This is a genomic window from Deltaproteobacteria bacterium (assembly GCA_016874735.1).
Classification (GTDB): domain Bacteria; phylum Bdellovibrionota_B; class Oligoflexia; order Oligoflexales; family CAIYRB01; genus CAIYRB01.
On sequence record VGTI01000005.1, the window covers coordinates 95,060 to 114,517 of the forward strand.

General features: G+C 54.9%; 16 protein-coding genes and 1 tRNA gene. 7 read left to right on the forward strand and 10 right to left on the reverse strand.

The features are described 5' to 3' along the window. Positions 1 to 9: 9 nt before the first annotated feature. The 3 genes from FJ146_05180 to FJ146_05190 are packed head-to-tail and all read right to left on the reverse strand — an operon-like array spanning position 10 to position 3,214. Positions 10 to 846: a histidinol phosphate phosphatase gene (locus tag FJ146_05180; GenBank protein ID MBM4251341.1), complete on the reverse strand. Its 837-nt coding sequence runs from the start codon at positions 844 to 846 to the stop codon at positions 10 to 12. Between the two features lie 3 nt (positions 847 to 849). Continuing rightward, the gene (locus FJ146_05185; protein MBM4251342.1) at positions 850 to 1,977 is read right to left on the reverse strand and encodes a hypothetical protein; all 1,128 of its coding nucleotides are present in this window, start codon (positions 1,975 to 1,977) and stop codon (positions 850 to 852) included. 22 nt (positions 1,978 to 1,999) lie between these two features. Then, the gene (locus tag FJ146_05190; protein MBM4251343.1) at positions 2,000 to 3,214 is read right to left on the reverse strand and encodes an MFS transporter; all 1,215 of its coding nucleotides are present in this window, start codon (positions 3,212 to 3,214) and stop codon (positions 2,000 to 2,002) included. 193 nt (positions 3,215 to 3,407) lie between these two features. On the opposite strand from FJ146_05190, the gene FJ146_05195 reads away from it, so the two are divergent. The 3 genes from FJ146_05195 (at position 3,408) to FJ146_05205 (ending at position 9,604) form a co-directional block, all read left to right on the forward strand. After that, positions 3,408 to 5,255, forward strand: a complete 1,848-nt coding sequence (locus FJ146_05195; GenBank protein ID MBM4251344.1) for a hypothetical protein — start codon at positions 3,408 to 3,410, stop codon at positions 5,253 to 5,255. Positions 5,256 to 5,380: 125 nt separating this feature from the next. Further along, positions 5,381 to 6,229, forward strand: coding sequence for a hypothetical protein (locus tag FJ146_05200; protein MBM4251345.1), 849 nt, complete (start codon positions 5,381 to 5,383; stop codon positions 6,227 to 6,229). A 135-nt stretch (positions 6,230 to 6,364) separates the two neighbouring features. Further along, positions 6,365 to 9,604: a methylmalonyl-CoA mutase gene (locus tag FJ146_05205; protein ID MBM4251346.1), complete on the forward strand. Its 3,240-nt coding sequence runs from the start codon at positions 6,365 to 6,367 to the stop codon at positions 9,602 to 9,604. Positions 9,605 to 9,645: 41 nt separating this feature from the next. Here FJ146_05205 and FJ146_05210 read toward each other — a convergent pair whose 3' ends face one another. The 3 genes from FJ146_05210 to FJ146_05220 are packed head-to-tail and all read right to left on the reverse strand — an operon-like array spanning position 9,646 to position 12,783. After that, positions 9,646 to 10,731, reverse strand: coding sequence for an NAD(P)-dependent oxidoreductase (locus FJ146_05210; protein ID MBM4251347.1), 1,086 nt, complete (start codon positions 10,729 to 10,731; stop codon positions 9,646 to 9,648). After that, a complete protein-coding gene (locus FJ146_05215; GenBank protein MBM4251348.1) occupies positions 10,724 to 11,488 on the reverse strand; it encodes an SDR family oxidoreductase in 765 nt (254 codons plus the stop codon). The genes FJ146_05210 and FJ146_05215 overlap by 8 nt, the downstream gene beginning before the upstream one ends. A 2-nt stretch (positions 11,489 to 11,490) precedes the next feature. Continuing rightward, complete coding sequence (locus FJ146_05220) at positions 11,491 to 12,783, reverse strand: FAD-dependent oxidoreductase (GenBank protein MBM4251349.1); 1,293 nt, start codon at positions 12,781 to 12,783, stop codon at positions 11,491 to 11,493. A gap of 15 nt (positions 12,784 to 12,798) precedes the next feature. Between FJ146_05220 and FJ146_05225 the strand changes: the two genes are divergently transcribed. Then, a complete protein-coding gene (locus FJ146_05225; protein MBM4251350.1) occupies positions 12,799 to 12,981 on the forward strand; it encodes a CPXCG motif-containing cysteine-rich protein in 183 nt (60 codons plus the stop codon). Positions 12,982 to 13,031: 50 nt separating this feature from the next. Here the strand turns inward: FJ146_05225 and FJ146_05230 are convergent, their stop codons facing one another. Further along, positions 13,032 to 14,429: a 3-dehydroquinate synthase gene (locus tag FJ146_05230; GenBank protein MBM4251351.1), complete on the reverse strand. Its 1,398-nt coding sequence runs from the start codon at positions 14,427 to 14,429 to the stop codon at positions 13,032 to 13,034. A gap of 146 nt (positions 14,430 to 14,575) precedes the next feature. Between FJ146_05230 and FJ146_05235 the strand changes: the two genes are divergently transcribed. From FJ146_05235 to FJ146_05245, 3 genes are all read left to right on the forward strand, one after another. Further along, positions 14,576 to 15,082, forward strand: a complete 507-nt coding sequence (locus FJ146_05235) for a response regulator (protein ID MBM4251352.1) — start codon at positions 14,576 to 14,578, stop codon at positions 15,080 to 15,082. Positions 15,083 to 15,161: 79 nt separating this feature from the next. Then, a tRNA-Asn gene (locus FJ146_05240) sits at positions 15,162 to 15,237 on the forward strand. Positions 15,238 to 15,256: 19 nt separating this feature from the next. After that, positions 15,257 to 15,994 (forward strand): hypothetical protein, encoded by a 738-nt coding sequence (locus FJ146_05245; protein MBM4251353.1) that lies wholly within the window; start codon positions 15,257 to 15,259, stop codon positions 15,992 to 15,994. 13 nt (positions 15,995 to 16,007) lie between these two features. On the opposite strand, the gene FJ146_05250 is transcribed toward FJ146_05245, so the two are convergent. The 3 genes from FJ146_05250 to FJ146_05260 are packed head-to-tail and all read right to left on the reverse strand — an operon-like array spanning position 16,008 to position 19,458. Beyond that, the gene (locus FJ146_05250; GenBank protein MBM4251354.1) at positions 16,008 to 16,421 is read right to left on the reverse strand and encodes a rhodanese-like domain-containing protein; all 414 of its coding nucleotides are present in this window, start codon (positions 16,419 to 16,421) and stop codon (positions 16,008 to 16,010) included. Between the two features lie 28 nt (positions 16,422 to 16,449). Continuing rightward, on the reverse strand, positions 16,450 to 17,400 hold the full coding sequence (locus FJ146_05255) for a hypothetical protein (protein ID MBM4251355.1): 951 nt from the start codon (positions 17,398 to 17,400) through the stop codon (positions 16,450 to 16,452). A 36-nt stretch (positions 17,401 to 17,436) separates the two neighbouring features. Further along, positions 17,437 to 19,458 (reverse strand): hypothetical protein, encoded by a 2,022-nt coding sequence (locus FJ146_05260; GenBank protein MBM4251356.1) that lies wholly within the window; start codon positions 19,456 to 19,458, stop codon positions 17,437 to 17,439.

Here is a 19,458-nt window from a genome sequence, read left to right on the forward strand (position 1 = left end):
TCAGCGATTTCAGGATCCTTTGATCACCGCAAGTGCAGATTTATGAAGACGTCCATTGGTGGCGACACCGCTGCCACCGTGGATATCTGGCTTACCTTCAAACGTGGTATAAAGACCGCCGGCCTCCTCGAGAATAACCTGCATGGGTGCTGCGTCCCAGACACTGAGTTGGGGATCGACCATAATCTCGGCTCGACCGGTTGCTACCAAGGCGTAGCCGTAGCAGTCGCCCCAGCCTCTAAATACTCCCGTCGCCTCACACAGCCGCGAGAACACATCGACCCGGTTGGTCGCCACAAAACTTTGCATCCAAGTAGTGCAAAAGAGTGCTGATTTCAGATCACTGATTGCTGATACTTCTGCCTTAGTCCTCGCTACCTGCGAAAAACCACAGAGGCCATCCCAGTGCATACCACGCTCCCAAAAACACCCCTGTCCGCGCGCCGCGTAGACGATCTCTCCTAAGGCGGGCAAGAAGATGACTCCGACTTTAGACTCACCGCGGTATTCGGCACCGATTAATGTGCCAAAAAGCGGTACCCCACGCACGAAAGCTTGCGTGCCATCAATGGGGTCGAGATACCAAGTCCAACCACTCTCGCCTGCCTTCGCTCCATACTCCTCACCAACGATGGCGTCGTCGGGAAAATCCTGCGCGATAGCATTTCGTAGTTGTCGCTCTGCGAGTCGATCCGCCTCAGTTACGACCGATCTATCTAATTTAGTTTCAACCCGCAGAGCTCCGTCCTGGAAATAACGTAAAGTGATAGCACCGGCTGCTTTGGCGGCAGCTATGGCAAATTCAAGGCGCTTGGTGGTTGCTACTGGGGCTTGTTCGGGGGACATAGCTTACCTCACATGAGTGGCTTGAGTGGCTTGTTCTGACGGTTTTAACGCGATTCGCGCGTCGGGAACTGGCAATCCCCGTCGCTGGTATTCTTCGCTGAGAACATCTGCCCACTTGGATCCCATCAATTGGGCCTGCATCACGAGTTCGCGACCATAGGCCACGTAGCTATAGTCTGGTGACGACCACGAGCCAAGGGCCCTTAGCACCAGAATTTTGGCTGCGCGGAAACCATACCGCACCGCAACCTGCCAAAGCGGTTGATTGATGATAGCTGAACTAACATTCGGATCGAGCTGACTCAAATATTCGCTCTGCTGTGGTTCGTCTAGTTGCTTAAGTAGCCGCGATACATAGCCCGCGTACCGCGCAGCAAAACGTGGCGACTGCGTCAACTCTCTCATTATTTGCCGCCGCGTCATGACGACGTCGGGGAACCGGACAAAGGTGTCAACATCCTGCACGATAGGCGCATCCAGCGTATCGCTCGTCTGCGCCAAATTACCGGCGGTGCCTAATTCTAGCGCTGCAAGGATATTGGCCGTGCCCTCCTCAATGCCATCTTCTTCCGCACGAATTCGCGGTGCCAGAGGACTGTCACCGGACGCCATCCGCCAGCGAAAATGTGGCAGAAGCATTTGCAAAATAGCGCGGCCGACCTCTCGATCTATTGTGAATGGGTCGATCGCCGGACTTGAATAGCGGATCACTATCTGCGCTGATTTTCGTGACGATGTCGTACCCATGGTAGGAGCTGATGCATCTTTAACAAGGGTAAGAACGGTATCGCGTAGTTGCGGCAATTTCAGCTCGCGCAGCAGCTGATTGTAATTCACGATGGCATTATGGGCGTAATAAAAAGCATGAACAACCGCTAAACGGTCATCGTTGACATCATAGCAAAAACAGTTTTCAGACGTGGGCTGCAAATTATCTGGCAGCGGGCTCACCTGCAGCAGTGGCGTCGCTAGGATCCGCCCTGGAATCGCCTGTGGCAGCATTACACTCTTCACTACCGGCCGACCGTGATGCCACACGGCAACATGACCATAATTTAATTCCGACGGTTGACCTAAGCTGACTTCCGTCAAGCCGCACAATACCACCCACCATAGGCTACATAGTCGCACGGTTTCTCCTCAGGTTGCTGACTCAGTTACCGTAATGTTTAGCACCACGCCATTTGGTGGATCCTTCATCTACCGGCACCAATCCGATTAAAATTGCTGCAATCAGCGATACCGTTGCACTAAGTATGTACGGCAGGGCAGCCCCTAAGTCGAAAAGCCCGCCAGCTATCACGGGCATCAGGCCACGAGCCGCCGCCGCTAAAGACTGACTCAGACCCAATACTTCACCTTGCTCATCCACGCCTGCACATTTTGATAGCATGGTCGCTATCGTGGGCGAAGTAAAGGCTTGCCCTGCCGCAAGTAGACTCAAGGCAGCAACAGACCATGCCAGCGACGGCGCTAGGGGAATCAGGGTCAGCCCCATCATCATAATTACGGCTCCAAGCATGGCTACGCGCTGCTCACCAAGGCGCTTCACCATCCGTCCAATGAGACCACCTTGCACCACGACAATGACCACTCCGATATAGGTAAACACATAACCCAAACCTTGAGCCGACAGGTCAAATCTTTTAGCGCTAAGCAGCGCATAGGTGGTCTCCATACCGACGAAGGCAAACGTGATTAAGAAAGAGCCGATCAGTAAAAGTCGTAAGTGTCCCGCCTTTATCGACTGTATGATGCCGACCCACAGGCTCGCACGACGGCTCGTGGTGGAACCGCCGTGTCGCGACTCTACCAACAAAAAGTAGGCTCCGATCAGATTGGCAAAGGCGATCCCCGATGCCGCCAGCGCAGCCGTGCCAAAGCCAAATACCGAAAGCCCAGCCCCAAGAGCTGGTCCGAATACGAAACCCATACCGATGCTAGCACCGAGCATACCCATATACCGCGAACGCTCCCCCGGCGCGGTCACATCAGCTACATAGGCTTGTGCCGCAGCGATACTGCCGCCAAAAAGGCCGGCAAGGGCTCGGGCCACGATCAGCATGGTGAGGCTTGTGGCAAATCCGGCCAGGGCCAATGATACCGCTGAGCCCGCCAGGGCAGCCAGGAGAACCGGCCGGCGGCCAAAACGGTCGGAAAGCCAACCAACCACCGGCGCGCCGGCAAATTGCGCGGCAGAATAAGCGGTAGCCAATATGCCGATCCAAAGTCCGGATGCACCAAAGTGCATAGCGTAGAATGGCAGCAGTGGCAGAATCATGCCAAATCCCAGCAAATCGACAAACACTGTGACATAGACAACGACTAGAGAGGCCATTTTTGATGGCGCTGGCGCCTCGTCCTGCATCGGGCCCTCCTCAAAGCTTGGGACTTCGGAGTGTATGCGTCTTTCCCCATACGAGCAACCGCCACACCGCACCCAGCACCCACTACAAGTACCGGGAAGCCCTAGAATATCAGATATTAATTAGCAATTCAGCCGAACGTCACGAGGGGCTAGCAATGCAGACCGCGCTCCCGCCTCATGGTAAAATCAAGATATGCACACCAAACTTAAGACTTTTGCAGCAGTGAGCGTCCTGCTCCTAACTCCGCTATGCCTTTTGCTGGCTATCTACTGCATCAAGTTACGAGCTGAGTTATCCCCACAAATTGCACTCATCGAGCAACTCGGTACTAAGCGTGACACCCTCGCGTCCGAAGTGTTTGATCATCAGGGACGCAAGATTGGCGAATTTGCCACCGAGAGGCGCTACTTTGTCCCATTGAAGGCTATGCCACAAATGGTGGTGAAAGCTTTTTTAAGTGCGGAGGACAAAAGTTTTTACAACCACAGTGGTGTCAGCCCCATGGCCATCATCCGCGCTGCTTTCATCAATTTGCGTGGGGGTGGGTTTCGTCAAGGCGCGAGCACTATCACGCAACAGTTGGCGCGCCTCAGCTTTCTCAGCCAAGACCGTACGTTCGAGCGCAAAGTCAAAGAGGCTATTTTGGCATTGGCCATCGAAAGGCGCCTGAGCAAGGATCGCATCCTCGAGCTTTATCTCAATAAAATCTATCTAGGAAACGCTAGCTACGGGATCGAAGCTGCAGCAAGAAATTATTTTCGCAAGCATGCTACAGAACTCACCATTGGCGAGGCAGCCATGATTGCTGGCCTGGCAAAAAGTCCCTCACGTTATGCTCCGCACAAAAACCTGAGCGCTGCTCATCGACGCCAAAAATTTGTACTGCAGCGCATGCTGGTCGACCGCGTCATCACGCGAACGGCAGCTAGTTTATGGGCTAATTCGAGTGTGAAGGTATATCCGACACGCGAGAGCTTTGACGATCAAGCCCCGTACTTTATGCAGCAGGTGGCGAGCGAAATTGAACGCAAGTTGGGACTTCTCAATCTCGCCACCGATGGACTGAAGATCTACACGACGCTCCATGCGGATTTGCAACACGCGGCAGTGGAGACCGTGGGAAGCCTCATCCAAGCTGCGGCATTAAAGGCTCCCAAGCAGGGGCCGTCTCACGACCTACAAGCCGCACTGGTTTCAGTAAGTCCCGATAACGGGGCCATCCTCGCGATGCAAGGCGGCAGCAGCTTCAATTTGTCGCAATTTAATCGTGCCTCTGCCACGTGGCGTCCGATTGGGCAACTCATCGCTCCCATCTATGTGGCTTTGGCTCTTGAGCAAGGACTCAAGTTGACCAGCCATGTAGATGACGATCCTTACGGGATACCGAGGCGCGGAAAGAGCGTGGCCCCAACCCTATTTGATGTGTTGAGATCGGGAGATGCGACTTTAGGTCTGCCGCTAGTCGCGACTATGGGACTAGGTACCCTAGCGTCATTTGCCAAACGTCTGGGACTAGGCCCAGCCGCACCCGACTTCCGCCTTGCTCTAGGCGAGATCAAGTCTAGCCCCCTGCAGATTGCACTGACGTACGCGGCCTTTGCTGCACGTGGCAAGATCGAGGAGCCTTACGCCATCGAGCGGATTGTCGACGGCAGGGGTAAGTTGATCTACCAGCGTACCAGGCAGCCCGACACCATCGTCATGTCCTCTACGTGTGCGGATCACATCCGTGGCGCCCTTGATGTGGCGATGGCCGAGGGTCATGCCAAGCCCAAGGCTGGCGCCGTGGTAAACACAGGAGGCATGTCCGCAGCGAGCGATGATTTGCGCGATGGCTGGTATGTGGGCGTTGACCGGCAGATCGTGACCTCAGTGTGGCTGGGGTCGGAGCGGGGCGCCAGCCGCCTAGCACCCAGCACTCAAGCGGCCCGAGACTTGATGAGTCAAGCCTGGGCCCAATATGCCAGCTCACCAGCCTGTCAAGAAAGTCGACAGGCGACGCGGAGTCATGCCGCCCGAGGTAGGCGTAAGGGTCTATAAAAACTCGATTCTGTAGCTGGCCTAGGTTTTGCTCCGTGGGCCACAGCCGGACTGCGCTCGTCCGGACACGTTCCCTTGCCTGTTGTCGCTGAATCTGCTTTGTTGCTGTTGATGTGGAGTTGCCCGTGAGCCGTTTATTTGGTGTGATTTGTCTGGCCCTTGCCGGAGCGTCGGCTGTCGCTCGTGCCCAGGATTTTGATTACGAATCGATCCTCAAGGCGGAACCGCGGTCAACCGGTGGTTACTTCACCGTCAGTTCGGGCGTCGGACTTTTTCAAGACATTCAGGTGCCTATGAACCCGAGGACCGGTGTCCGGGCTAACGGCAGCACCGATAAAGCGGAAAACCAAACCCACTTAGGCATCCCAATCGGCCTCGCCATCGGACAGGAACGCGCCTTGGGAGCTCATTGGCACGTGCGCCCTTGGGAGATTACGGGCACTAAGATGGGAGCTTCTAATGGAGCTCCTGGAACCAATAATGCCACTTATACGCGTCTGGGTCTGAGCTCAGGATTGCGACGCACGTGGACTGCGGGCGCCTGGCAACTCGATCTTGGCGGTCATGTCGAGCTGCGCCGCTCGGCCTTTGGCAATGCTGCGGAATCCCATTTTATCAACGCTACTTTGCTCGGCTCCCAGCTGCGGCTCGGGAGCGGCAACTACAGTCTCGAGGTTGGTGGCGAAGTCGCTCCCAAGGCGACCTTCGGCTATAGTCCAGGGGGCTTTTTCGGTGGCAGCCCTTTCCCGGGAAGCACTGCAAAGCTCATGGGTTACAGCATAGTCAACGCTCTCCTGATCGACCGCAACGTCTGGATCGATTTAGGGTTGTCCACGGAGATGGCGACGGTTGTGATTCCCGATGTCAGCTACTACGAGGGCTACGGTCTTGCTGCCCGCAATCTGGACTCAAGTTCACGCCGCTATCAGCTCACCACACAAACGGTGCGACTAGGGCTTCGGCGGCTTTTTTAAGCGGTTTACTTAACGTGGTGCGCTGATTTAAACTCCGGCCCTAAGAAACCCCTGGGTTAGAGGTAGCAGTGCATGTCCGCTTCAAAGTCCGAGGCTCCAGCAAGCCGTCGATTTCTTGAAACCGCTCCGGAAAAGATGGGCACCTACAGCCCACGCCACAAAGTGCGTTTTGTCACCGCTACCGCGTTATTTGACGGTCATGACGCCAGCATCAATATCATGCGGCGCTTGCTCCAGGCTCGAGGCGCCGAGGTTGTGCACTTAGGTCACAATCGTAGCGCCATGGAGATCGTGCAAGCTGCCTTGCAGGAAGATGCTCAAGCCATCGCGCTCTCGTCCTATCAGGGCGGGCATATGGAGCTCTTTAAATACATCCGGGACCTCCTCAATCAAAACGGTGCCAGTGACGTCCTCATTTTCGGCGGTGGTGGTGGTGTCATCGTCCCGCGTGAAATCGCTGAGCTCGAGGCCTACGGCGTTACAAAAATCTATAGCCCCGAGGACGGCCAGCGTGCTGGTCTCGACGGTATCATCGGCCACATGTTGATGGAGGCAGATTTTGCCTACACGGATTGGGGTCAGCGGCGCGACCATCAGACGACCAAGCTGGCCAGAGCACTCACCTTACTCGAAAGCGGCAAGCACAGTGCAACAGAACTAGTCGCCTCGATCGCTGACCCACGCAAGCGCTTTGAGCAAGTGCCCGTGGTCGGGATCACCGGTACAGGTGGGGCTGGCAAGAGCTCGCTTACTGATGAGTTGATCATGCGTTTTCTTTGGGATTTCCCCGAGATTCGCATCGGTCTCCTGTGTATCGACCCATCGAAAAAGAAAACCGGTGGCGCCCTACTCGGTGACCGCATCCGCATCAACTCCGCTGCCGATCCGCGCGTTTTTATTCGGTCGCTAGCCACCAGAGATGCCGGACGCGAGTTAGCGAAGAGTACGGCAGACGCCATTAAGGTCATGCGCAGCCAAGACTTCGACTTTCTCATCGTCGAGACCAGTGGTATCGGCCAAGGTGACACGGGAATTGTCGATGTCGCTGATATCTCTATGTATGTGATGACTTGTGAGTACGGCGCTCAGACTCAGCTCGAAAAGATCGACATGCTTGATTTTGCCGATCTCATTGCGGTGAATAAGTTCGAGCGCCGGCAGGCTCCCGATGCCCTGCGCGATGTCCGCACCCAGCTCCGGCGGACGCGGTTTCAGGGACAACGCGTAAGTGACGAAAACTACCCAGTCTACGGCACCATAGCCAGCCGCTTCAGCGATGACGGCGTTAATGGCCTTTATCAAGCGCTGGCCGGTAAAATTAACGGTAAAATCAATGGCCGTCGGTACGACGTTGCGACCAAACGGAGCTACGCCGTGGTCTCGAGTAACCGCGATGCGCTGATTCCTGATGACAGAATCCATTATTTGGCAGAAATTGCTCACGCTGTCCGGCGCTACCATGCGGCTAGCGCCGAGCAAGTTAAGGCGGCACAAACGGCCGAGGCCCTTGAGATCGCCGCCCAACACTTCCGTGATAAAGGTAAGCATGAGGAAGCTCAAACCAGCGAAACTGCCGCGGCCGCCGCTTGGCGGGATGTTGATCCGCGTTGGCAAGAGCAGCTGGGGCGGTGGCAAGAGATCCGCACGTCCTATCTCGCGGACGAGTTCACCTATCAAGTCCGCGGCAAAGATATCAAGGTCCAACCGACCTTTGTGTCTCTCGCCCAACAGAAGCTTCCCAAAATCGCGCTACCGGCTGCCACGAGTAAGGCGGAAACGCTCCGCTTTCTTCTGAAAGAAAACTTGCCGGGTGAGTTCCCCTATACGGCTGGAGTTTTTCCCTTCCGTCGCGAGCAAGAGGAACCCAAACGCCAGTTTGCTGGCGAGGGTGGACCGTCGCGGACGAATACACGCTTTCACTACCTGAGTAAGAACGATCCCGCCAAAAGGCTCAGCACCGCTTTTGATAGCGTCACGCTTTACGGATCAGAGCCTGATCGTCGCCCTGATATCTATGGCAAGATCGGTGAATCCGGTGTCTCCATCGCCACACTTGATGACATGAAGCAGCTCTACAGCGGATTTGATCTTTGTGCCGCGTCTACTAGCGTCAGCATGACGATCAATGGACCTGCACCCATCATTCTCGCCATGTACCTAAACACAGCTATCGACCAGCAAGTCGATAAATTCTGCGGCGATAAAGGTAGAGCTCCAACTCCTGAGGAGCATCAGCGGATCTACGACCAAACGCTGCAAGTGGTCCGCGGTACGGTACAAGCCGACATCCTTAAGGAAGATCAGGCGCAGAACACCTGCATATTCTCGACGGAATGCGCCCTTAAACTCATGGGCGACGTGCAGCAGTACTTCATCGACAAAAAGGTACGCAACTACTACAGCGTATCGATTTCGGGTTACCACATTGCCGAGGCTGGAGCTAATCCCATCACGCAGCTAGCGTTCACCCTGGCTAATGGTTTTACCTACGTCGAGTACTACTTGGCGCGCGGTATGAACATCGATGATTTTGCGCCCAATCTCTCCTTCTTTTTTTCGAACGGGCTCGACCCCGAGTACGCCGTAATGGGCCGCGTCGCACGCCGCATTTGGGCTATCGCCATGCGCGACATATACCAAGGTGACGAACGGTCGCAGAAGCTCAAGTATCACATCCAGACATCTGGACGGTCGCTCCATGCGCAGGAGATGGACTTTAACGACATCCGCACTACGCTCCAGGCCCTGCTAGCTCTCTACGATAACTGTAATTCGCTCCACACCAACGCCTACGATGAGGCCGTAACCACGCCAACTGAGGAAAGCGTGCGGCGCGCCATGGCGATTCAGATGATCATCAACAAAGAGTTTGGCCCTAACTTCTGCCAGAACATCAACCAGGGATCCTACTTCCTTGATTACCTGACAGATCTGGTCGAGGAAGCCGTCCTGCGGGAATTCGAGGCGCTATCGCGACGTGGCGGCGTCCTTGGTTCGATGGAGACGCAGTATCAACGCACCAAGATTCAGGAGGAGAGCCTCTACTACGAGCACCTGAAACACACGGGCGAACTACCAATCATCGGCGTCAACACCTACCTAAATCCCAAAGTATTAAGTGGTGAATACGTGCGCCCCGAAATTCCGCTGATCCGCGCGTCTTATGAAGAGAAGGACGATCAGCTGACACGTCTGGCCGCCTTCAAGGACCGTCACACCAAGACGCGCGAGGAAGCTTTACGCCGTCTTAGCCAAGTCGTCATGCAAGGCGGCAACATCTTTGCTGAGTTGATGCACACGGTGCGTCACGCTAGCCTAGGCGACATCGTTAATACGCTCTACCGCGTGGGTGGGCAGTATCGTCGATCGATGTGAGTTTCGCTTTTGCGCGTGCGTGGGCCTTGGTTCTGTCTCATCTAGCCAGAACCTAGCTCCGGCGCACGACGCCAGGGCCTTCGTTCATTACGACTGAGCCACATATCCGTATCACCAGAGGCCATTGCTAGCATGGTCGGCAAGGTGTCTAGAAGCCGCTTTTGCGGCGTCCAACCTATGACCGCCTCGGTGTGCGCCAGGTCAAACTCGAAATGTTCCTCGGCAAATGCGATCATCCAGGGCTTAACAAAATTTGATCTACTGAAAAGACCGATGACTTGAGCACCGAGCCAAGCTAGGAAAGGCGGCACTTTTAGGATTGGCACGCGCACGCGACCGAAGGCCGCGCTAGCGGCGTCAAAGATCTCTTGGTTGGTCACCGGCCTTGCCTCGCCTACGAGCAGTCGCTGGATCAAACGAGGCGTGGGGTAGCTTGCACGCAGGGCAGAGCGGATGGCTCGCGTGACATCATCGACGTGGACATAGGTTAATCCACGGTCGGTACGCCCCGGAAAAAACCAACTCTGAATATTCCCACGGCGAATGCGCTCGATCGACTGAAATAGCGGCACTAGCTCACAAGCGTCCGAATAGACGCCTGCAAACACTAACTCAACTACTGGTTGCGTGATCGTGACCGATCGCAGAGCTTTTTCTCCCCGCACTTTCGAAGCGGGGTACTGCCACGCTGCAGAACGAGGCGACGCCGCCGTTTGTTTGACACCGGGAACAGTCGGTGCCATGGCTGCCATACTGGAGGCGAAAATAAACGGAGCGTCAGACGCGGCATAGCGCCCGAATGCTGCCACTAAAGTGGCCATGCTGTCAGCTGCCGCCTGATACCGCGGATGCGGCAGGTTTGAGAAATCGTAGTACCAAGCTAAATGAATCAGACCTGACAGTGGCTTTTGTAAACGGCGCAACAGACGCTCGACGGACGCCACGTCTGTGACATCCATTTGATGCCACTCCTCACCAGACGACAGGCTAGGCGCAGGTAGCAAGTCAATGCAAATAAGGTCATATTCCACACGGAGACACTGACGCAACGCAGTACCAATAAAGCCGGCCGCGCCAGTGATCATTAATGTAGGCTTAGACTCTCCGCTGGCAGCAGCTCTACTCATGGGGCAACCACTTAGCAATGGATGAAGTCACCCGGTCGAACAACCAAGGCTGCAAACGATTGACACTCTCGGCAACCTGGTTGAGCCGACCAACAACTAGAGGAAAGGCCGGTTTTTTCCAGCACTGCCATATCGCATCGGCCACATCCTCTGGCGCCGCACTGGGCAAGACTGACTCAAAGGACGCCGACATTTGCGTATCTGTTAGACCGGGAAGTACGGCGCTAATCTCAACATTTTTATATCCAGACTCTAGGCGTACCGAGCGCAGTAAGTGATAGAACGCCGCTTTAGATGCGGCGTAGGACGCGTTGTTGGGGAATGGCACGAGAGCCGTTAGGGAACTCACAGTAATGATTTTGCCTCGAGGCAACTTACTAAACCGCTTAAGGGCATGGCGGAGAAAAATAGACGGCGAGTGGAAGTTTAGATTCATTTCTAGTGATTGCGTGGCGCGGGAGGAATCGACGAACGTACTACTGGATGATACACCCGCGTTTAATACGATGCCGCTCAGGTTGAGTTTACGGTCTTTCAAAAGGGAGACGATCGTCGCCTCGGCATGATCCAAATCGCTCAGATCCGCTACTACGGGCACAAATGACTCCCCGAATTCCATCTGCAAAAGGTCCAGGGCTTTACGGGTGCGGGCGATACCTACGACTCTAAAACCTTTCTTGCAGAATAATCTTGCGGCAGCTGCTCCAATGCCTCTAGATGCACCGGTTATAATCAAAGTCTCAGTCTGGTTTTTCATACTTACCTCCGCTGCAAGACAATATGTGCGGCTTTTTCACCCGATAACATCGCTCCCTGAATGGACGGGTTCTCCATATAATCACCGGCGAAAATCAGTCCCTCTGATTCATAACCTTTGCGCCCAAACTGCACTGGTAAGGCGTGATCCACCTGGTAGGTACGCAAGCATTCCCACCTAGCCGCTTCCGGCCCCAGTAATCCTGTAAGTTCATGCCGCAAGAAATCTTGAGCCTGCGCGGAGGACTGTGTGGGTAACGGCAGTACACCACTCACAGCGACTAAATGCCTCCCCTTCCTGGCATAGGAAGGCTGAATATCGGACAAAGTCGCCAGGTGGTTGACCCAGCCCTGACCGGAGCTATTCAAGGCTAAAAGGCGCGACCTCCACGGTCTCGATGCCGCCGCAAAATAGGCCGTTGTCACCGATCTAAATGGCGGATCACTCTGATCGGCCATAAGAGTCGCCGCCGCACGCGCGTCAACAGCAAGGATCGTAGCTTTGGGTTGTACGACTGTTCCGTCGGAAAGCGTGATCTTCCCGTTTCTTATCGATTCTACAGCGACACCAAATCGCAAGTGATCCTGTGGGATCGCCTTGGCTAAATTGACGGCAACAGCATTCATGCCACCGGCAGGAAGTGCGACACGGGACTGGCTGAAAAAGGCAAAAAGATAGCGAAATAATTCCTCGGACACCGATAAATCGCGATCTAAAAAGACACCCGCAAAAAATGGCCGAAAAAAAGATTCAATGTATGCTTCAGAAAAGCCGAGAAGACGCAGTCCCTCTAGGGCTGTCGCCCCGTCATCTCGCGGCCTCTGCGGTGCTTTGGGTTGCAATCGCAAAGCTAAAGTCCGCAAGCGATCGCCCCAGGAGGGAAATCGTTGCGCCATCATCGAGAGCGCTCGCTCGGGATGGGACAGTGGATCAAACAGTGTGGACATCTGTCCTTTGCCGTGCAGTAACACGGCACCGGCATCAAAATACTGCAGACCAAGCTCAGATAAAGTTAAGTACTTGGCCGTCATGGGATAGGCCGGATTGAGAACGGCAAACCCAACATCGTACAAAAACTCGCCGTCAGTTTCCGTGGCTAAGCGTCCACCGACTTGCGTCTCACGCTCGTAAATCATAAAATCACGGCAGCCAGCGTTCAAAAGTGCACGCCCTGCAGTCAGACCAGCGAGCCCAGCTCCGATAATGACGATCATGACTATGTCTCCCCATGATACATAGTGACACCGATCAGCGGATTTGGGAACGACAGTTATCTCGTTACACATGATCATCACAGGGAGTAAAAGCTTATGGAAGATCCTATTGATGTGATTTGCCCTTGGTGCGGCGAGTCATTTACGACTTTTTTTGACTCATCTGTTGGTGCGCAACGCTACACAGAAGACTGTCAAGTGTGTTGTCGCCCCATTGATCTTAACTTCCGCGAACTCTCTGATGGTTCGTTTACGTGCGATACGGAACGGACCTTTTGATCAAGCTCATGATTCCAGCTGATGAAACGACAGCTGCCAGCGATACGCGGTTAAAGCACGCGCAAAAAATCAGTCCATAGCTCATCAATCACAGCTAGCGACAGACTAGTCGTCCAAGCACCGGAAGATGATCGGGCTGTGACTCCGGGAGTCGCGAGCAAAATCCACTCTGCGCGCTCCGCACCTGCAGGAGCCATGGTCTTCTTGTCGTTGGCCATGAGTGCCCGTAGTGCCGCACGCAGCGCGGATGAGGCCAGATCAGTGGCGCCGAGCCGCTTGCCTAGCTCCGCAGCAGACAAGACGCAGCCTGCGGCCTTAAGGACCTCAATGAGCTCCTGGCATTGAAGCGGTTTCAGTCCGGCATATTTGCTGCTAAGGAGCAAGGCAAAGACCATGCCGACGCCCACTGCTTCCCCGTGGGTCAATATTGCGGCGCCAGACTGGTGCGCATGCGCATAGGCCTCGAGCGCGTGCCCAAGTGTATGGCCAAAGTTGAGGATGGCCCGCATGCCATTTTCCGCTGGGTCTGCCGTCACGACATCGACTTTGAGTTTGATGACAGCCGGAAGCAAAGTCGCGAGTGCCGTCAGGTCGCGTTGACGCAGAGCTGCGGCTAAAGACTCAGCCAACACCATGTCACCTAGCAAAAAGGCGTGTTTGAGACACTCAGCAGCGCCGCCCAGCAGTTCACGCTCGGGTAAAGTCGCCAGCCATCCAGGCCAAATTGTGACGTGCGAGGGAAAATAAAAAGTTCCGATTTGGTTCTTGCCGTAGGGAGCAAAATTAACACCAGTTTTGCCGCCTACGCAGGCGTCCGCCATGGCGAGCAACGTCGTCGGTACAAATTGCACCGTCGCGCTGCAGAGTGAGGCGGCGAAAGCGGCGACATCAGTGAGTAGACCGCCGCCGACGACACACCAACGCGCGGATTTTTGCGCATGCGGTGACGCGAGGATTTGAGCAACTGAGGCCAGGCTTTTACTGTGCTCGTCTAGGGTCAAGACAAGCCGCTTTGGTCCCATGGTGAGCTTGGGCCAAAGTGCGGCAACACGCCCGTCTAAGATGTAAAATGTAGCGGCGTCATTCAGATCAGGCTGCTGCTGCACGATTGCGATATCATAGGTGCCCTGGATGACGCGCTCTAATGCCGTGTTGCCAACATGTCTGGCGGCAACGCCACGACGAAACACCCGCGCAGCCGCCTGCAGCGCGGCCAAGCCATGATCCTCGCCCACTGCGCCGTCTACTTCCCACCCTAATGTGCGACCGAGCCCCAACTTAAAGCCCTGTTCTAGGACAGCAACAGTACCAGCTGGCCAGCCTAGTGCTGCCTCTAGTTTGTTGTCGCTTGGTGAGAGGACAAAATCACGCCAATTGTGCCAGGACTTGGCGGCCACCGGAGGCTGACTCATACGCCACGAGACTGTGAGCTTAGACGATGTAGTCACTGTATAATTTTCCCAGTACTAACGGTTATTTGAGCATCATTTGCCGGGGCGCAAAGAATTATACCCCGGCCCTAAAGTTGAACGCCACGGTGCCGATAAGACTGAGTATCCCATGTGACTTGGCCACTCAGACCTAGGATCCTAGCATGAAGAAGGAAAATCTAGCACCGCAGGCCGAGAAGTCGCTCCGCCGCCAGATTGAGACGATCAAACGCCAAAAGATCGTCAACAAGAAGGTCGTGAGCCTTGCCGACTTTCGCGAACTACGCCAACGCATCGACACGCGCACCATTCTCGTTGTCGATGACGACGAGATTATGCGATCCGCTCTTAAACGCATCCTGGAAAACGAGGGCTACAAAGTCATCATGGCCGTCGATGGCCTGGAGCTCTCAAAAGTTCTGGAGACGACGCGACTCGATCTCATCTTGCTCGATGTGAATCTGCCTTGGGTAGACGGTTACGAGCTGTGCCGACTGATCAAGGACCATCATTCGCTGAAAGCCGTGCCACTCGTCCTGGTGTCGGCGCGCAAGAGCACCCAAGACATTCAAAATGGCTTTGCCGCAGGTGCTAATGACTACGTCACAAAGCCCTTTGATATCGATTATATGACCGGGGTGATCAATAAGATGCTGCTACAATCGGGCTAAACGCACGGAAGACGCTTGACGGGTCCTCAAAAATCATATATCAATCTGATCTGACTGGCATTTTTCTTTCCAAAGAAATTCCTCAGTAGCTCAGTAGGTAGAGCAAGTGACTGTTAATCACTGGGTCGGCGGTTCGAGCCCGTCCTGAGGAGCCATTCATCATAAGCAGGCTGCATGAGGCGAGTCTTAACAATATCGCTAGTTACGTGCCTGCTAAGCATAGCGTCTTCTGGATTCGCCGCTGACAAAGCCGCCGTCAAGAAGAGTAAAGCGTCCAAGGCCAAGAAAGCTACGAGCGATTTTGCTCCGTTGGTTGATGCTCCTTCTTCAGACCTGCCGTCCTCCTCAATGAAGCTACACAGCTTTGGTGCGGGTGTGGGTCTGTTTAGTGTTTTCCTGCCGCAGACTGCCGCGCAGGTTGCCTATATTTACAAAGGCAAGCTGATGGCCGGCTTGCAGCTGGGTTATCTCACGATCCCGCTGACGGAGTTTTCAGCGCAGAGTATTTACATAGGCGTCGATGGGAAGTTTTACCCCGTGCAAGGTGCGAGTTTTTTTGTCGGCGGTGCCGTCGGCAAGCGCGACTTGACGATCAAAACTCGCTCAACCGTGACCATCAACGATGACGTCACCGAGATCTTCTGGACTAGAAAGGCGAGCCAAACGCTCATCACGCCGCGCGTGGGTTGGCAGGCGCTTGGTAAAGGCAACTTCGGTACGGCTATAAGCCTGGGATTAACGCTGCCGCTAGGCACGGCCTTTAGCGTCGCGTCAGATCCGACCGCTGTGCCAGGCCTGACCGAGCAAGAGTATGCGGACGAAAAAGTGCGCAAGGGTAACGACGTTTTGACGTTCACCAGTAAGCCCATGCCCCATATGGAACTGAGCTTTTTCTGGTACTTTCCTAACTAGCCCACTCTGCTTTTTAAGTGGACGAGCTATCCACCTTCTTGCCAGCCTCTTTCCAAACCTTAATGCCGCCCTTGTAGTGTTTGATATTGGCGTAACCAAGGTCTTTAGTCTTTGCCGCGGCCGCTTCCCAGGCTGAACAGAGAGGTCCACCGCAGTAAGCAACGATCAACGCCGATTTGTCTTTAGGCAAAACAGTGGCCAGTTTATCTTCGTTAGCAGCGAAGTTAATGGCACCAGGGATGTGGCCCTTGGCATAGGTCTTAGCGCCGTTAGCATCGATCAAGAACACGGCCTTGGAGCTGACAAGTTTGTCCAATTCATCAGTCGAAACCTCAGCAAACGCCGCGTGCTCAGAAGCTTGCACCAAGGCAGGCTTAAAAGTCATGCCGCCCGCGACCAAGAAGAGCGCTGTCAGAGCCTGTTTCATAAGCCGATTCCTCCGAGGTTAAGCAAAATTAATCGTGTCTTTTGACCACAGCACCACCGGTCGTGACCGGTAGCATCAGCGATGCATTATCGGCGAAAAAACTCGCTAAATTGGGATAGCGGCTGCGTAGCTGATAGGCCCAAAACAGCTGACGCCGCGGATGTCGGTGTTTCACCAGGATTTGAAGTACGGTCCGCTCTTCTTCAGTCAGAGCGCTTTGGGCCTCAGCCAGCAGGGCCTCGCCCTGATCACGCAGCTTTTGGTCAAGCTCCTGATGCTTCTGGCGCGCTCCGAGCATGTCGACCTTTTGCGTCTCACTCTCGAATATTTCCTGATAATGCTGCCAGCTACTAGCAAGAAGACTGAGAGTGGGAATGCGCAGATTAAAGTGCCTCAGCATCAGCAGCACCTGATCGACCGGGTGCACCTCGACCAAGATCTTGGCAGCCGCCTCGACTTGCTCGAGTTCGTCATCGTCTAAACTCCGGTTTTGGATGAATGACTCGATCACCCGCTGCCAGGTATGATTACCCTCACCCTCGGCACGCTTACTACTGCGAGGATCGCGCTTTTGGCCCTCAAGCACCTGTAGGGCAGCACTGCCGGTACGCCTAAACGGAAACACAATCGCATCGTGGGATGTGGCCTGAACGTCGTAAGTCAGGACCCATTTACTGACATCGTACTGCAGGCCGACACTGGCTGAAGTCGAGTCACCGTTGGCATTGAGATCGCCGTAGTGGATCTTGATGATGTGCTTGGTAGCGAGCTCGCTCAGCGTCGTCCGAAGCGTCGCATCATCGTAGCCAATGAGCGACGCCAACTCTGCCTCAGTCGTGATGAACTGGTCTAGCCCCGAGGCGGCGCAATTGAGGAGATAGAAGACAACGCTGTATTCGCATTGGCTGAGTCTGGCCAAAGCCAGTACTTTAAAACCAGACTCTTTGATAAAGCGTTTAAAGTTATGCTCACTAGCCACGCTCCACCTCGCCTATGTGCTTTAAGGGTTTTGCCTCTAAGTAGCCCAGACCGCCAACTGCTGCCCTGCGGCCACTTGATCATCTTGCTTGACGCTGAACTGAGCGATAGTCCCAGCCCCCGACGCCTTTACTTCGAATTCCATCTTCATCGACTCTAACACAAGCAGGGTCTGACCGATCGTGACCGTATCACCTGCTGCTACCTTGATGGCGATGACTTTACCTGGAACAGGTGCCACCACTTCAGAAGTATTACCGCCCCGACGCTGTCTGTCCAGCCTCGCGGCAGCTCCGGCCAGAACGCGCGTGTAAACTACGCCGCCTAGACCGATCCACCCCATCTGCTCTTTACTGGTATTTAGATAAGCATACCAGAAGGGTTGGGATTTCAAACCTTTAACTATGCCGTGACCCGACCTGCTTGCAATCTCCTGGCCATAACCCGCTCCCAGAGTCGCCTGACTAGATTTGGTGCTGATGAGGCTAACGGCGTTGCCAGTTGCCCTGTCGGTGGCCGCCCCAAAAATGGCCTGGGTCCGACTCAGATGCCCGCCCCCTACCTCTTTAGTCTCTGCGGCGACAACCAGCTTATGACTGAGCAAGTCATCGAGCAGGCTTTCGGCCGCGGCAGCGTGAGGCTCGCGGCGCGCCGCCACCTTGGCTTTAAGCTGATCAGTCACCTCGCCCAAGTAGTGCGTCGTCACTGGAGCTATGGCAAAAGCGCTATCGCTCACCAGAACGTCCAGTAGCTCCATGTTATTGGCCGGGCCGGCAAACACCGTACGCCGCAAGGCATCTGCCAGACGCGCCAGGGCAGCTGGTCGATCGGCAGCAGTGGTGACTAACTTTGCAATCATCGGGTCAAAGCGTCCGGTAACCTCATCGACCTCACCTAGCCCTAGCTCCCACCTGACCCCAGGACCCAATGCGGGCTCAAAGGCAGCAACCGGACCAGGGGCAGGGAAAAAGTCCCGCTCCGGATCTTCGGCATAGATGCGCGCCTCGACGCTATGGCCACGAGGACGCAGGCTCGCAAATTCGGTCGGCAATTTCTCACCTCGTGCCACCCGCAATTGCCACTCGACGAGATCGAGACCGAACACCTCTTCGGTGACGGGATGCTCCACCTGCAGCCGTGTATTCATTTCAAGAAAATAAAACCTCTGGAGTTCTGCTGTGCGCGATCCCTCGGACCAGTCGACCAAGAACTCCACTGTGCCCGCAGAATCATAGCCCACGGCAGCAGCAAGATTGACAGCAGCTTGATGCAGAGCAGCGCGCGTTGTGGCAGTGAGGCCAACGGCTGGCGCTTCTTCAATGATCTTCTGATGGCGGCGCTGCAAGGAACAGTCGCGGTCACCAATGGCTACAACACGACCGTGTTTATCTGCCAGGATCTGAACCTCAACGTGACGCGGCGCGCCCAGATACTGCTCGCAGATGAGACTACCGTTACCGAATGAGTTTTTCGCCTCAGACTGTGCTCGGAGGGCATTAGGTCTCAGCTCTTCGCGCTTATGCACAAGTCTCATGCCCTTACCACCGCCACCATAGGCAGCTTTTAGTAGCAAAGGGTAACCAGCGGTCGCAGCAAATGCCTCGAGTTCACTAAAGTCGCCCTGCTCACTGTCGGGCACGTTGAATCCGGAGACTCCTTTGACACAAGGTACATGGGATTTCTCGGCATAGGATCGCGCCGATGCCTTGCTCGCCATGGCCGTGATGGCGACCGGATTCGGTCCCACCCAAGTCATGCCACATGCCTCAGTCTGCGCTGCAAACTCAGCATTTTCTGAGAGAAAACCGAAGCCCGGATGCACCGCATCACAGCCTGCCTGCCGCGCATAACTAAGCATGCGCGCAGCATCTAAATATACCGCTGGCGATTCCTCGTCAATTTTGACGAAATCGGTCACGATCCCCAATAAATAGGCTGGCGGCGTCGGACGGTCGGTCAAGACTACTGTCTCGATCCCAAGCCTTTGCGACGTCATAGCGATCCGCCGCGCAATTTCTCCGCGATTGGCGATAAATAAACGTTTGATAGTCTTTGTCAC

What these genes read in the sequence shown, in the direction of transcription:
- FJ146_05180 (MBM4251341.1), bottom strand. Translation starts at nt 846, where the DNA reads ATGTCCCCCGAACAAGCCCCAGTAGCAACCACCAAGCGCCTTGAATTT.
- FJ146_05190 (MBM4251343.1), bottom strand. Translation starts at nt 3,214, where the DNA reads ATGCAGGACGAGGCGCCAGCGCCATCAAAAATGGCCTCTCTAGTCGTT.
- FJ146_05195 (MBM4251344.1), top strand. Translation starts at nt 3,408, where the DNA reads ATGCACACCAAACTTAAGACTTTTGCAGCAGTGAGCGTCCTGCTCCTA.
- FJ146_05205 (MBM4251346.1), top strand. Translation starts at nt 6,365, where the DNA reads ATGGGCACCTACAGCCCACGCCACAAAGTGCGTTTTGTCACCGCTACC.
- FJ146_05210 (MBM4251347.1), bottom strand. Translation starts at nt 10,731, where the DNA reads ATGAGTAGAGCTGCTGCCAGCGGAGAGTCTAAGCCTACATTAATGATC.
- FJ146_05215 (MBM4251348.1), bottom strand. Translation starts at nt 11,488, where the DNA reads ATGAAAAACCAGACTGAGACTTTGATTATAACCGGTGCATCTAGAGGC.
- FJ146_05225 (MBM4251350.1), top strand. Translation starts at nt 12,799, where the DNA reads ATGGAAGATCCTATTGATGTGATTTGCCCTTGGTGCGGCGAGTCATTT.
- FJ146_05235 (MBM4251352.1), top strand. Translation starts at nt 14,576, where the DNA reads ATGAAGAAGGAAAATCTAGCACCGCAGGCCGAGAAGTCGCTCCGCCGC.
- FJ146_05245 (MBM4251353.1), top strand. Translation starts at nt 15,257, where the DNA reads ATGAGGCGAGTCTTAACAATATCGCTAGTTACGTGCCTGCTAAGCATA.
- FJ146_05250 (MBM4251354.1), bottom strand. Translation starts at nt 16,421, where the DNA reads ATGAAACAGGCTCTGACAGCGCTCTTCTTGGTCGCGGGCGGCATGACT.